This window comes from Polynucleobacter asymbioticus (assembly GCF_018687575.1).
Classification (GTDB): domain Bacteria; phylum Pseudomonadota; class Gammaproteobacteria; order Burkholderiales; family Burkholderiaceae; genus Polynucleobacter; species Polynucleobacter asymbioticus_C.
On sequence record NZ_CP061297.1, the window covers coordinates 771,242 to 783,881 of the forward strand.

Consider the following 12,640-nt stretch of genomic DNA (forward strand, 5'->3'; position numbering starts at 1 on the left):
TGTGTTCAGTGAAAGCCCATCACAGCCCTGATGCTGTAGTGTCGGTTTAACCGACAGTAAATAATTCAGGTCGCCCAAAAGTAACTCTGAAATTAAGCTAACAAGTGTCCGGTTTCGAGACGCTTGTAATGAATAATTTATCACTCTTATTTTCTACCGTTATCGCTGATGATGAGCCCATCAAACTGCTTGATGGTGCCGTCACCCTCTACAAAAGACCTAGTAGTCACCAATGGCAATGCCGCTTTAAGCTGGCTACTGGCACTTGGCATTCCGCCAGCACAGGCGCAGATCAAGTAGCAGAAGCCGCTACCCAAGCCATTGCCATCTATGAAACTGTCAGGGTCAAGCTGGCCAGCGATTTAGCTGTTAAAACCCGGACCTTTCGGCAACTAGCCACGCAAGAACTAGCGGCTGCTGCCAGGGTAGTTCAAGCCAATCCCAATAAGCGCACTCATGTTGATTACATACACATCTACGCCAAGTACCTCATCCCATTCTTTGGTAATTATCAAGTTAATGACATAACCCAAGAGTTAGTAGATGACTATGCAGCGTGGCGCATATCCCAGATGGGCAAGAATCCCAAAACATATACCCAAAGACGTCATGCTGGGCTTTATAAGCGAGTAATTGAGCGAGCCAGAGATCAAGGCTTAATCCATCGAAATCGCACCATTCCCTTGTTGGAGGTTAATGCCGATAGGGCAGAAATTAGGCCTGCATTTAATCAACAGGAGGTCAATTACTTACTAGAATACATGCGGGATTGGGAGCGTTTCGGCCGCAATCAACGCAGTAATCACATGAGAAGGTTATGCAGGGTCTATGTGGAGTTCTTGCTGGGAACAGGCATAAGGCAGGGAACTGAGAGTATGCCAATCCGCTGGAAAGCTCTACAGTGGCATTGGATTGGTGAGCAGCGTTACCTAAGAATTTGGGTATCGGGTAAAACGGGCCCTAGATACCTAATAGCAAGACATTTTGTGATTGAGGCACTAGAGCGATTAATTGCTTGGCAAAAGCTACCTTATAAGAACCTAGAGGCTGTGATTGAGGCCAGATTGGATAAGAAAGTATTTGTATTTCCAGAGGGGGATGCTCCACATAGCCTAGATGATGTCTTTGAGCGGCTCATGGTTGAATCTAATTTATTAAAGGATGCGACAGGTAAGAATAGAACCCTGTATAGCCTACGCCATACTTATGCAACCTTTGCTCTAGCTGAAGGTATTGATATACATACCTTAGCCAGGCAAATGGGTACTTCGACTTTAATGATTGAAAAACATTACTCAAAGCTTACTCCTATGATGGCGGCCGCCAATTTAGCTTAAGCTGCCATGAGCGGGCTAATTGGCTCAGGCGTTGGTACTTCTACAACTACTCCACCGGGATTACTCGGCGGATTGCGTACCGATCTAACAAAGTCTTCAAGACGCTCTAATAATTTACGATTGCTAGAGCTTATTTGCAATTGCGCTGAGAGGACTTTGAGTAGCTGATCGTCGGGTAGGGCAATACCTTCTTGCTGCAAGATCCACTGTGCACGTGGTAACCAGTCTTTAGCCGAAACTGGAGGTACCACCAGGCAGCTGCTACGATCGCGTAAAGCAATATCCACTTGATCAATATAGTTCGTTGTAAAGATGAACTGGGTATGACTGATCATGTCATCGATTACATCTCTAAATGCTATTGCAGCTTTAGGGGTGAAATTAATTTCATTGGAAATGATGTAATTACGCTTTTGATCATTAATCGTAAACACTTGATAAAACATCGTGTGATCTTCAAACGTCTGCATGACATCGTTGATCGAATTAAATTCCACTGCTTTAAGGCGGGTAACTTCAGCCTTTTTACTCTCAATGGAATCAGGCAGTAAATTGGCGATGGTAGTTTTGCCAGTACCAACCCCGCCATGCAGTATTAACGGCTTTAAGTCTCGCCCGTTAATGTATTCAGCTAGCTTGTTTTTGAGAGTGATGCTACCTAGAATAACCTCATCGAGAGTTTTAGGTGCATATTTGAGTGCGAAGCTCATGGTATTTCCTTTCTAATTGGGTAAAAGCAGGGGCGGTTGATCAGCCCTAAACCCCTGTCAAATAATGAACAATGGCTTATGCCATCTCTTTGAAATAGGCTTGGTTAGCCGCTTCAGTGATTGCCGCTTGCGCTGCAAGCTCTGCTTGGGCTTTGATATGCTCATCAACCTTATTGAGCAGTTCTTGCGCAATCTTGCGAATAGCTTGCTCAATCATGGCAGTAGTAGAGCCTGGCACTACACTTAAAACCTGCGTTTGACCGCTAGCTAGCATCTTGCCAATGAGCAAGGTGTATTCAGCAGAATCAGCTGGATGCGCTAAGCCAGTTTTTGGCACCAAACTTAGCGGGTGTTGTAGTTGGTTAACTAATAATTGCTTAACCTCGGCAACCTTATTATCAAGCTGGCTACGCTTTTTAATAGTCTCATCGGTAATACCTTTGGTACTGGCTACTTCCTCAATGCCACCAACCTTGGTTACCCATTCAGCAAAATTACCCACTGAAATTGCTTCTTTAGCCGCTACCCGTAATGCACGGGAATAAGCAGAAGCACGGCGGCGCTCGGCATTAAACACATACTTTACGATCAAGGTTAGTACTGGAGTGCTGGTTTGCACTTTAATGCCACGTCCTTCTAGATTGGCTTTAATACCTTCTAAAACGACTTTCTCAGCAGAGCTGCCTTTGATCTCGTAATACATACCAAGGCAATCCGAGAGAAGGGCGTAAAGCGCCTTATTGGATTTATCGTAAAAGTCCCGTTGCCAGACTTGACGACGATTTGCTAAGGCATCTAGTTTTACCAAAGTGGCATTAGCGATTTCTTGCTTTTGATTTGCTGTGATTCTCATGGTGATGCTCCTTCAAGTTTTAAAATTACCAACACGGTTTTAGCGAAAGTGCTGTTGATACTTTTTTGTGTTGATTGAGTCACTGTACATTTTTGGGATTTTTCGAACAAATCACCTAGTTGTTTTATTTCCTTGACAGAAAAACACGAAAAATCAAAGCCACATGAACAGGGGCTTGTAGGGCGATTTTATTTTTGAGAAAAAATCACCAAAAAACTCTGTTTGAAAATTTGATGAAAAATAAATAGAAAGAAATTTCTAAATTAATTCAACTGCGTTTCTCTTTTGCTCATCATTTACATCGATGTACCGCTGAGTTACAGCAATTGATCTATGACCTGCTAATGAGGCTAAGATTCTTACACCGATGCCTTTATTAGCCAAAGTCGTAATAAAAAATTTTCTGCCCGAGTGGCTGCTTCCGCCGCTAATGCCCACATTCTTATAAAGTTGATGAAACCAAACGCATAAGCCATTGGGGCTAAAGCGTAAGCGGTGATCAGTATGAAAGAAGGGAATATCAGCGCCTTTGGCATGCCTTGTGGTGAGGTAATTAGCCAATTCCGCTTGTAAACGCTGTGATACGAAAACGGTTCTGGGGTGTTTGCCCTTAGTTTGCGCTGCCGATAGTCGAATCTCGTTTTTAATGGTGCCATCGGGGTTCACTACGTCCCCCATGGTTAAAGATGCGATCTCCGCAACGCGAAGCCCTCCGAGAAAGCTGGTAAGAATAATTGCGCGATCACGCAAAGCGTATTTTTTGGTACTAACGTAGCCTAGAACTTGATCAAGTTCTGCTTGAGATAAGGTTTTTGCTTGTGCCATTTGGTTTTCCTGTCATAAATAAAATGTGCGTTTTAAGTATGTTTCCTTAACGGGAAAAGGTCGACCTCAGTTTGTTTGCGAAGTGTCACGTAACAAGACAAAAAGACCTTCCAAGAATCAATGACTTACAAGACTGGGCTAAGAATATGTGAATATTCTTAGCCTCTTTCTTTCTATAAGTATTTAGCAATATTTACTAAGATCTGTCGTCTTTAGACGACGACCTTAGCTAACACCTCAAATCACTGGATAGCGTACTTTTGTAAGTTCTCAAGTGCTTGCTTATAACCCCCGGCAAACACGCCGTTTGTAGACGGTTTTTGAGGGGAATTTAGCTCGGATTGCGTTGTAGCTATCAGTGCAGGCGTGGGTTTTCCAGGAATTCTGGCAATACAACTTCTAACGGGTAGTTCCCAGTAATCATTTATTCCGTGCCCTGAATCTTTAATTTCAATATAAATTCTGCTGTAGTTCATATCCAAAGACGCATATCCCTCAATAGGGCTTTTTGAGCCATTCTCGTAGCGGTAGATCCAGCTCATTAATACTCCGGCTTCATTAACTGGTGGGTTTGCCAAGCGATTAGCCATTTCCACATGAACTGGACTCTTTGGGAAATGAAACCAAGTTTCGACTTCCTCAAAATCAACTAAATACTTGGCATAAGGACTTGGGATCTCTAATGTCCCGTTATAGATGGCCTTGCGATATTGACCTTTGCCGAAGGTTGTTCCGTACATTTTGTTTTCCCATAAGCGGGCTGTGATTTCTTTCATTTTTAATCTCCTTGAATGTTGAAAGGAGTCGCGGTGTTGCTTTGAGATGCTCTGAGAGGCAAAGACAAAAGATAGTTGCTGTTGCGTGAGTTGCTGTTCAGAGCTACTCATTTGTCCCAAATACAGCAACTTAAGCAACTCCTATTTACAACTGCAACTTATTTCTTAATCGCATCTCAATGCAACTCATTACGCGACTCGTAAATATTTAGCCCTTGTTAATAAAAACCATATTTTTTATGTCCAAAATGAGCCGATTTGCTCGTGATCTAAAAAGAGGTCGACCTTAAAAAGCTCTGAAATTAACTTGTATATAGGCAATCACGCCATTGATCACAAGGAGACGTAAATGAGTCAATTAAGTAGCCTCAACCTAGTAGCAGTCAAAAAGCCGATGCACCAACCAGCCATTGTTAATCGTAGGAATAAGTTATCTAGTCATTTGTGGGAGCAGATTCAATTAGCAAAAGGGCAGTTATCCGGAATCCCATTTGTATTAATGAAATTCCGTAGCATTAAGGATGCTCACACAGGGGTGCGTAAGCAAGTAGAGGTTCCTAAGAGGATCAAGCCTTGGTGGTTTCAGACGGAGGAGGGCAAAGTCTGTGTGTCCATTAAATATGGAGCGCGAATACTTGAGCTAGCAAAAGGTAAACCCAGTATTCAAGTTGATAGTGCCGAAGATTTAATTAAGGCACTTGAAGCGGTTAAGGTTGCAGTAGAGGCAGGTGATTTAGATGCACAAATTGAAAATGCTAGTGACTTATTAAGAGCTGGATTTCGCAGGTAAGCTGGGGGACGTCATATTCAAGGTGACGCCTATTGCCGAGTAATCCAACTTTACTTTAATAAGGAAAACTATGCGAGCAGTTGTAATAAAACCCCATCCAATCGTCTTTGACAAAGTTGAAAGATTGATTAATGTTAATGGTATGAATTTTGAAGAGGAGTTTATTGCTAAGGTTATTGGCGAGCATTTAGCAAGGCGGAAAAGTGGCAAGCTACCCACTATTACAGATGCTTTTGAAATCTATATGCATGAAGCTAAATCTTCTCATCGCCCAACATTTGTGAAGCATGCTAATTATCATTTTCGTAGCTTTAAAGAGTTCTTTGGTGATTTAACACTAGAAGAGCTCAAGCATTGGCATATTACGGAATATAGAGATTACCAGCTTAACAGAGGCATAAGCCCTACGAGTGTTCGTAAACACAACAATACTTTGAACGCTATGCTAAATGTCGCATTTAAACATTTAGATATAGATAGGCTAAGCCCTTTTAGGGCACTAAAAATTAGAGGTGAGGGTGAAACAAAGCGTTCTATGCCAATTATTATCACTCAGTTGATACAGCAAGTAAAAGAGCATTTGTTAAAAAACTCGACCGCACATAAGCTGGTGGCACTAATACAGCTCAATACGGGATTTAGATTGAGCGAGCCTTTGTTTGCGAGATTGGAAGATTGTGTCTTGGATCATGATATTCCGCACTTGTGGATTAGGCGAAATGTCCTAAGCGATAGAAAGACCAAGTCCAGTATTAGAGCTGTGCCGCTATGCGGCGTGTCATTAGATGCTGCAAAAGAGCTATGTAAGATTGCAAAAAAGAAAAACAGCGAGTGGTTTGTTCCACATTACGCAAGAGATAATGGGAATTCTAGTTGCTCCCAAATTATTAAGAAAACACTTAAACAATTTGACTTTAAGAGTCATATGTTTAGGCATGCCATTATTGACAGAATGAAGGCTCGTAATGACATACCTACACGTCTAGCGGAAAGCATTACAGGACATAGTAGTGGCGGGAGTGAATTTAATATGTATGGGACTGTTGGCTACACACTGGAGCAAAAGAGGGATGTAATTTTGAAGGTATTAATTTAAGCATAAGGGCGTCTAGTTACTAGAGGCCCTTATGCATGCTGCTTTACGGTTAAGAAAAGCTAAATATCTATATGAAACGATATAAGGCAACAGTCAATGCAGCGGGCTTGTGGGTAGAAACTATTCTGTACGCCCAAAATCAAGCCCAGGCATACAAGCTATTTCAAGCTATCTTTGGCGCTACAAATGTTCCACATCAACCACAGCAGATTGGTTAACTATGCGATTCGATGAAATAGCCCCAATTAAGCCTTTAAGCCCAGAACAGGCCAGACTTAAATCAATGAAGGATCGCGTTAAGCGTGATCAAGAGGCTGTAAAAGCTGAGCGGGCTAGACAAAAGATCAAGGCTGGACAGAAAGCCCTGACTCAAATAAGTCGAAATTAGATTAAACCCGCCGAGGCGTCCTGATGGCATCCTTGTTTGTATAGGTATATCCACCCCAATACTCTTCATCATCGTATTCGGACACAACTAAAGCTATTGCAATTGCCTGGATTGCTGCCTTAAGCCAATTGGAATCTGTAAAGTTTTTGGCTGCCTCAAGCTCTTTTGCCTCCCAAGGAGCAATCATTCCATACTCATAATTTAAATAATATTCAGCTTCTGCAATCAGCAAGCATGTGGTTTCTTGGTGATTTTCATATCCCCGGGTAAGTTTGAGGTCAAGTTTTTCGAGTTTCTCCAGGATGTCATTAAACATACATACTTTCTTTGTGAATTGCGGTGATAACTGCTTCGGTTCATTCTAAGTCAAGTGTCACTTAACGCGACACTTGCTCGGTTCTCATTGATGATATCGATATTCCTGGGTCTTGCCTCCATACCCATAGCTAGCAGCTCTAACATCTTGCACATAGATATAGCTCTCTTCATGAATATTACCTAGGATGCCTTCAAAACCCTCAAATGCCTCCTTGATGTACTGAGCCTTCTCATCTTTGGTATTGGTCTCATCGGTAATCTTGATGTCAAAGTAAAAGCTGTTCTTGCCTTGCTCGCTTAATAGCTTGCCACCCACAAACCAACAATCGAGATCTACGTATTCGATGGCAATGGCAGTAACTTCCTTTTTCTTACCCAGAATGCGATGAGTAAGGTCTAGTAGTAGTTCATTGATCGCCTTGGTAGTAGCGATATTCTTTTGGCCGCTGACTTTCACGTTCAAGATTGGCATGTAATTCTCCTTTGTTGATTCATTAAAATAAGTTAGCTATGCAACTATTAGGGAAATAAAAAAGTCCCGTTACTTCAGGGCAGAGCTAATGCCCCGAAGTTGCCCAACAACATCTTCAAAGTGTCCAGTTCCTAACGTTTTCTTCAGGCGCTTGGTAACAGCTCCACTGGCAGCATTAATGGCATCTTTCATCTCAATAGCCTTCTTGGTTGGATGAATCTCTTGTTCCCGACCATCCTTTTGAGAGGAAACCCGCTTAATTAGGATCAATCTTTCAAGGCCATCTAAACCTCTAGTAGCGGTGGGGCGGCTGATATTCATTTCCAAAGCCAGCTCACTTTGTAATAGTGGGGCTTTATCTAATACGACCCTGAGCATGAAGGCTTGAGAAGGGGTAAGACCAAAAGGCTTAAATGCAATCGTCCATTCTCGCTCCAGCTGGCGAGCTAGGCTGGTGGTATTGAAATAGAGGCATTGTTCGAACATATGGGTAGTGTAATCGATATTGGTTAGCTATGCAACTATACAGGTATAGTCATCATGCAGGGTGACGGTTGAAAATCACACAAATCTATAAACGCAATGTATTAATTAAGTGGAGCAGGTCAGATAAAAGACAAAGATCTCTTTTTCGGATATTTTTCGTAAAAACTCTTAAGGCGTCCATTTTTCTCAAGCAAAATTCGGTAGTGAGAGTGATTTGGTTCATTGATATGACAATGTACGCATAGGACCTTAAGATTAAGGGTGCTATTGTTGCTTGCATCACCATCGAGATGATGGGTATCCAAATCCTTTGGATCAAATCTATCAAAGCAGCCGTGACACTCTTTTTTTGATCTTAATTCTGCTGATAGAGTTTTGAAGCTAGCGGAATATGTATTGTGATTTGCCTGAAGCACTGATCTCCTGCTCGTTATAAACTCGTCAGCACAATTAAGTGGAAATTTTTCAAAAAACTGTTCGACAGTAAAATTTATCCTACTTGGAAAGGGAATTTCCGGAAACAGGCTTCTAAAGCAATACCCGCAGGGGTGAAGGCCGCTATCAAAAGTTTCTTTCTTTTTTCCATTTACAAGTAGCAGTCTAAACTTCCCATCCGGAGTAATTGGCCTTACATATCGATCGGCCCTACCAATTGATGCCATTTTGCTAATTGTGGTGCATTCGGTGAAATGGTACTTTGGTAGAGTAGCTTTGTCCTTTGTGTTCAATTTCCCCATGTAGTTAGATGGGTTACATATATAAATGAATGTGCGTTTGCCATCAACAATTAGCGTACCGTCCTTGGCTACTTGGTATTCTCCATGACGAATTTCAACTGCAGTCCCAAGGTTAAGGCGACTTGGATCCTCTTCAATAGGAGCTGCCATTTGGCTTGGAATCTTTGCTATCCCCGATAAATACCCAAAGCGGCGCATTAGATCGCCCAGGTAGTCTTCAATCATTTGATGTTTCCAAGGAGATTAATTTTGAATTCAACCCTTTGGTTACGAACATCATCAGCAGATACAACAATGGGTTTTGAGCTGGATAGTCCAATCGAGTATAAATTCGATACAACCCAATCATAATTCTGATCTGAGTTTTGTAATGTATAGGTAAGTGTTGATAGGGCTCTTCTCTGAGACAGCTCCATATTAAGTAAATAGGCAGTTTTTGTGTCGGTACCTACAGCCCAAAATGCAGAGGTATGCCCTTCAATCCTAAGCTCTTTAATGTACGGCTTAAATTTCGGCTTGGTGATAATCGCAAAGTAACGAGGTAGAAAAGAATCCATAACAGCTTTAAATTCAGGTTTTACCTCTGCTTTGCCAGTCGCAAACATCAAATCCGGATTTTTAAAGCGTAATGTTAGATCGTCAAGAATTTGTGCGTCCCATTTGGGGAGGTCTTGAGCAAACTCGGCCTCTAATTCACCGAGTAGTTGGATTCGAGTTTGTTTAGCTGAATCTTCATTAATACTAATGCGTGAGACTTCAGTTAGTAGAACTACTGTTAGTAACAAGAAAATCATGAAAAGCGACGTCATAAAGTCGCTCATTGCAATGAAGGAGGAGTTTTTAGACATGCTTATCTGTTTTCAGATTGAGATAGTCTTTGCTTGATATCTGAGATTTGTAATGCCATATTTTCGATAATGTCAGCTAATTGCTGCCCAAATTTACTCATAGTTGAGTCAAGATTTGACTTAATCTGCTTATCAAGGGCAACTAGATTATTTTTGAGTTCTTCAGTGGCCTTTACAGTTGCTCCAGTTGCTTTTTCTTGTCCATCTGTAACTGTTTGAGTTAACTTGGTTGCTCCATCTTGCAGTTGGCTAATCATTATCTCAATCTTCTGATTTACCGCAGGCGGAAGCCCTTCGTAGGCAAGTAACGTTTTTGTGAGTGATTCTTGACCTTGAGCAAGTAGTGCATATTGCTTCTCCAGCTGAGCTATAAGAGCAGAAATTTGCTCACTTCTTAGAGTAAAGTTGGTTGATGATCCTGCTAATTGATCCAGGCTGGCGCTAATCTCAACTAAATGCTGTGTTGCTTTACCAAGATTTTCAGTAATTTGACTATTTTTTTCTTGCTGAATATTTAGCTCATCTTTGTATTGTCGTTGCCAAACTACAAGCTCTCCAACTGCTTGATTCAACTGCTTAAAGTTTTCGCCAAACTGTTCAGTAAGATTTTTGTTGAAGTCTTTTACAACCTCTTCTAGAGCAGCCACTATTGCCTTTGTGGAATCTTCCGCTAGTCTTTTTGCAAAATCTTCAAGTGTTTGATTTAGCTTATCAAATTGTTCAATTTGTCGATTTTGGTTTATAAGTAATGTATCTTGTATGTGACCTAAATTAACATCGGCATGTGTCAGTGTCTTTCTTAATCCATTTGCTATGCCCATTGCTAATTTGCATCCAAGGCCAGTTAGGCTCATGATGAAGCCAAATCTGATATCGCCTAAAAATGCGGTAATTGATTCAATTGGGTTTGAGGGATTGAAATTAAATAGGGCTACAGATATAGAGAAAAGGCAACCCACTAAAGCTGCGGTTACGAGAACTTCTTCAGCTCGATCTTTCCAGTTCTGATTGTTTGTTCGTAGGGCAAATATAAAAAAACCTACGATTGCGACTATAAAAAGGTATTCATATCGCATTTAAGCGCCCTTATTTGTTTTTGGTAATGTGGAAATTGATGGTAATTTTTATAGTTAAATATTACCAGCTGGAAAATTATTCCTAGGGCTTATGTTTGATATCTCGCCTAGAACGGCTGGAAAGTGTCTCGAAACACGACACTTCGGGTTGATTTGACAAGTGGGTAATAGGCCCCTAAATCCTTGTAATATGTAGAAAATCACTAAAAAATTACATATATGCCATTACTTGAAATCTGGAAAGCTACAAAAGATTCCGTACTTAAGATGAATCTTGAAACCATTGTCAAAATGGCGGGCGATGGCCAGCTCAAGGATGGAAGTGAAACATCTCTTGAATTTAGGCAATTTCTCACCGAGGTAGACAGCAAAAAACTTGCTGAATATGCCACTTACTGCACAGACCATGCCTTTACCAATAGCGGTCAGGTGCTTCAGGATGTCGTCAATGAGATTGGCAGAAGACTTGGATTTACTGCGGAAAACGGCCGCTATCAGGGTGTTCGTAACGACATTGGCTATGACGGTATTTGGACGTCTGGATCAGATTGCCTGGTAATTGAGGTAAAGACTACTAACGCTTACACAATTAAGTTAGATGTCATTGCCACTTATCGAGATCGATTGGCTGAAGCGAGGAGAGTTCCCCATGACTCACCAATATTGATTGTGATTGGTAGAGATGAGACTGAATCACTAGAAGCCCAGGTTAGAGGCTCTAGGCATGCCTGGACTATGAGGATTATTGGAATTGAGGCCTTGATTAAGCTCATGGAAGTTAACTTATCAACTTCAGGCAAAGAGGTTACTGAAAAAATTCACACTATTCTCAAGCCCATTGAATACACCCGTATAGATAAGATTGTCGATGTGATCTTTACCGCAGCTGAAGATAAGGATCTGGAGATTGATGGAGCAGGTGAGCCGCTAGATTATCAAGACAAGCCTGAGCAGAAAACTTACGCCACACCTCAAACAACCCCTAGAGAAATCATTGAACAGAAAAAGCAGGTAGCAATTGAAGAATTGGGTCTCAAGCTAGATAAGGTCTTAGTCAAGAAGAAATACTCCCTTTATTCAGATCAAAGTGGGGATGTTCATGCAGCAGTCGCTATATCTAAAAGATATGTTCGTTCTGAGATTTTCTACTGGTATGCCTATCATGAAGTGCAGCGTCAATTCTTAAGCGAGGCTGCTTCTGGATACATGCTCTTCGGGATGGTCGATTTGGATGTCAACTTTGCCGTCCCTTATGCCAAGTTAGAAGAATTGAGGGAAAAACTCAGTTCCACTGTTCGTGAGGATGGTCGTGAGTACAAGCATATCTTCATTTATGTGGATGGCGACAAGTACACCATGCGCTTACGAGGTAGTGAAGAGATGGATTTATCGGCTTATAGAGTTTGAAATGTAAATTAATGTGAAACAAGATATTTTCTTTAATAGGGGATTGTTTTGATAAATGCTTTCTGGACTGTGAGATTTAGAGCGAAAGATGTTCGTATTGGCGAGGGTGTAATAACTACCATCGACGGAAGAATCTATGGGGGGGATAGTTGTTACAAGTACATAGGTTCATATACTGAAAATGAAGGATCAATCACTGCAAAGCTACAAATAAGCAAATATTCAGACCTAGCCAATCTGCAATCAGTGGTTGATATTGACAACTTCAGCCTATCTTTAACTGGAAAAGTTCAACGAGATTCAATTTACCTAGATGGGGAGTTGCCGAGTGATCCAAATAATCGTTTTGAGGCAATACTGACAAGAATTACAGATATTGACTAGTATCTGTGGTTCTGTTGCTGCTGCGTAATTCTGTGGGTGTATTAGATCCAAAACAAAGTTGAGTGGAGATATCTCAACCAGTGGAATCATGAGTCTGTAGATGCCATATCAAAACCAATCAATTCCACGTGATTCCA

The 12,640-nt window shown here is 41.3% G+C and carries 15 protein-coding genes; 5 read left to right on the plus strand and 10 right to left on the minus strand.

The window, feature by feature from the left end; genetic code table 11:
* Positions 1–128: 128 nt before the first annotated feature.
* The gene (locus AOC19_RS03765) at positions 129–1,337 is read left to right on the plus strand and encodes a tyrosine-type recombinase/integrase (RefSeq protein ID WP_215377692.1); all 1,209 of its coding nucleotides are present in this window, start codon (positions 129–131) and stop codon (positions 1,335–1,337) included.
* Here AOC19_RS03765 and AOC19_RS03770 read toward each other — a convergent pair.
* The 4 genes from AOC19_RS03770 to AOC19_RS03785 form a co-directional block, all read right to left on the minus strand.
* A complete protein-coding gene (locus AOC19_RS03770; RefSeq protein ID WP_215377694.1) occupies positions 1,334–2,047 on the minus strand; it encodes an AAA family ATPase in 714 nt (237 codons plus the stop codon). The genes AOC19_RS03765 and AOC19_RS03770 overlap by 4 nt on opposite strands.
* 76 nt (positions 2,048–2,123) lie before the next feature.
* Positions 2,124–2,900 carry a hypothetical protein gene (locus tag AOC19_RS03775; protein ID WP_215377696.1) on the minus strand — a complete coding sequence of 259 codons (777 nt, stop codon included), beginning with the start codon at positions 2,898–2,900 and terminating at the stop codon, positions 2,124–2,126.
* 258 nt (positions 2,901–3,158) lie between these two features.
* Positions 3,159–3,725, minus strand: a complete 567-nt coding sequence (locus AOC19_RS03780) for a tyrosine-type recombinase/integrase (RefSeq protein WP_215377698.1) — start codon at positions 3,723–3,725, stop codon at positions 3,159–3,161.
* Between the two features lie 242 nt (positions 3,726–3,967).
* Positions 3,968–4,501: a hypothetical protein gene (locus tag AOC19_RS03785; protein WP_215377700.1), complete on the minus strand. Its 534-nt coding sequence runs from the start codon at positions 4,499–4,501 to the stop codon at positions 3,968–3,970.
* Between the two features lie 349 nt (positions 4,502–4,850).
* On the opposite strand from AOC19_RS03785, the gene AOC19_RS03790 reads away from it, so the two are divergent.
* The 3 genes from AOC19_RS03790 to AOC19_RS03800 all read left to right on the plus strand — a co-directional run bounded on the left by AOC19_RS03790 (position 4,851) and on the right by AOC19_RS03800 (position 6,605).
* Positions 4,851–5,291, plus strand: a complete 441-nt coding sequence (locus AOC19_RS03790; RefSeq protein ID WP_215377701.1) for a DUF6641 family protein — start codon at positions 4,851–4,853, stop codon at positions 5,289–5,291.
* A gap of 70 nt (positions 5,292–5,361) precedes the next feature.
* Positions 5,362–6,387 carry a tyrosine-type recombinase/integrase gene (locus tag AOC19_RS03795; RefSeq protein WP_215377703.1) on the plus strand — a complete coding sequence of 342 codons (1,026 nt, stop codon included), beginning with the start codon at positions 5,362–5,364 and terminating at the stop codon, positions 6,385–6,387.
* Positions 6,388–6,458: 71 nt separating this feature from the next.
* Positions 6,459–6,605, plus strand: a complete 147-nt coding sequence (locus AOC19_RS03800) for a hypothetical protein (protein WP_215377705.1) — start codon at positions 6,459–6,461, stop codon at positions 6,603–6,605.
* Between the two features lie 171 nt (positions 6,606–6,776).
* Here the strand turns inward: AOC19_RS03800 and AOC19_RS03805 are convergent, their stop codons facing one another.
* The 6 genes from AOC19_RS03805 to AOC19_RS03830 all read right to left on the minus strand — a co-directional run bounded on the left by AOC19_RS03805 (position 6,777) and on the right by AOC19_RS03830 (position 10,712).
* On the minus strand, positions 6,777–7,091 hold the full coding sequence (locus tag AOC19_RS03805; RefSeq protein ID WP_215377706.1) for a hypothetical protein: 315 nt from the start codon (positions 7,089–7,091) through the stop codon (positions 6,777–6,779).
* Positions 7,092–7,175: 84 nt separating this feature from the next.
* Positions 7,176–7,565 carry a tautomerase family protein gene (locus tag AOC19_RS03810; protein WP_215377708.1) on the minus strand — a complete coding sequence of 130 codons (390 nt, stop codon included), beginning with the start codon at positions 7,563–7,565 and terminating at the stop codon, positions 7,176–7,178.
* A gap of 69 nt (positions 7,566–7,634) precedes the next feature.
* On the minus strand, positions 7,635–8,051 hold the full coding sequence (locus AOC19_RS03815; protein ID WP_215377710.1) for a MarR family winged helix-turn-helix transcriptional regulator: 417 nt from the start codon (positions 8,049–8,051) through the stop codon (positions 7,635–7,637).
* A gap of 119 nt (positions 8,052–8,170) precedes the next feature.
* On the minus strand, positions 8,171–9,013 hold the full coding sequence (locus AOC19_RS03820) for a hypothetical protein (protein ID WP_215377711.1): 843 nt from the start codon (positions 9,011–9,013) through the stop codon (positions 8,171–8,173).
* The gene (locus AOC19_RS03825) at positions 9,010–9,636 is read right to left on the minus strand and encodes an OmpA family protein (protein ID WP_215377713.1); all 627 of its coding nucleotides are present in this window, start codon (positions 9,634–9,636) and stop codon (positions 9,010–9,012) included. Before AOC19_RS03825 ends, AOC19_RS03820 begins: the two co-directional genes overlap by 4 nt.
* A gap of 2 nt (positions 9,637–9,638) precedes the next feature.
* A complete protein-coding gene (locus AOC19_RS03830) occupies positions 9,639–10,712 on the minus strand; it encodes a hypothetical protein (RefSeq protein ID WP_215377715.1) in 1,074 nt (357 codons plus the stop codon).
* Between the two features lie 219 nt (positions 10,713–10,931).
* Between AOC19_RS03830 and AOC19_RS03835 the strand changes: the two genes are divergently transcribed.
* A complete protein-coding gene (locus tag AOC19_RS03835) occupies positions 10,932–12,119 on the plus strand; it encodes a hypothetical protein (protein ID WP_215377716.1) in 1,188 nt (395 codons plus the stop codon).
* Positions 12,120–12,640 lie beyond the last annotated feature (521 nt).

Excerpts from the sequence above, each read along its gene's own strand:
- AOC19_RS03765 (WP_215377692.1), top strand. The coding sequence starts at position 129 with ATGAATAATTTATCACTCTTATTTTCTACCGTTATCGCTGATGATGAG.
- AOC19_RS03770 (WP_215377694.1), bottom strand. The coding sequence starts at position 2,047 with ATGAGCTTCGCACTCAAATATGCACCTAAAACTCTCGATGAGGTTATT.
- AOC19_RS03775 (WP_215377696.1), bottom strand. The coding sequence starts at position 2,900 with ATGAGAATCACAGCAAATCAAAAGCAAGAAATCGCTAATGCCACTTTG.
- AOC19_RS03780 (WP_215377698.1), bottom strand. The coding sequence starts at position 3,725 with ATGGCACAAGCAAAAACCTTATCTCAAGCAGAACTTGATCAAGTTCTA.
- AOC19_RS03785 (WP_215377700.1), bottom strand. The coding sequence starts at position 4,501 with ATGAAAGAAATCACAGCCCGCTTATGGGAAAACAAAATGTACGGAACA.
- AOC19_RS03790 (WP_215377701.1), top strand. The coding sequence starts at position 4,851 with ATGAGTCAATTAAGTAGCCTCAACCTAGTAGCAGTCAAAAAGCCGATG.
- AOC19_RS03795 (WP_215377703.1), top strand. The coding sequence starts at position 5,362 with ATGCGAGCAGTTGTAATAAAACCCCATCCAATCGTCTTTGACAAAGTT.
- AOC19_RS03800 (WP_215377705.1), top strand. The coding sequence starts at position 6,459 with ATGAAACGATATAAGGCAACAGTCAATGCAGCGGGCTTGTGGGTAGAA.
- AOC19_RS03805 (WP_215377706.1), bottom strand. The coding sequence starts at position 7,091 with ATGTTTAATGACATCCTGGAGAAACTCGAAAAACTTGACCTCAAACTT.
- AOC19_RS03810 (WP_215377708.1), bottom strand. The coding sequence starts at position 7,565 with ATGCCAATCTTGAACGTGAAAGTCAGCGGCCAAAAGAATATCGCTACT.
- AOC19_RS03815 (WP_215377710.1), bottom strand. The coding sequence starts at position 8,051 with ATGTTCGAACAATGCCTCTATTTCAATACCACCAGCCTAGCTCGCCAG.
- AOC19_RS03820 (WP_215377711.1), bottom strand. The coding sequence starts at position 9,013 with ATGATTGAAGACTACCTGGGCGATCTAATGCGCCGCTTTGGGTATTTA.
- AOC19_RS03825 (WP_215377713.1), bottom strand. The coding sequence starts at position 9,636 with ATGTCTAAAAACTCCTCCTTCATTGCAATGAGCGACTTTATGACGTCG.
- AOC19_RS03830 (WP_215377715.1), bottom strand. The coding sequence starts at position 10,712 with ATGCGATATGAATACCTTTTTATAGTCGCAATCGTAGGTTTTTTTATA.
- AOC19_RS03835 (WP_215377716.1), top strand. The coding sequence starts at position 10,932 with ATGCCATTACTTGAAATCTGGAAAGCTACAAAAGATTCCGTACTTAAG.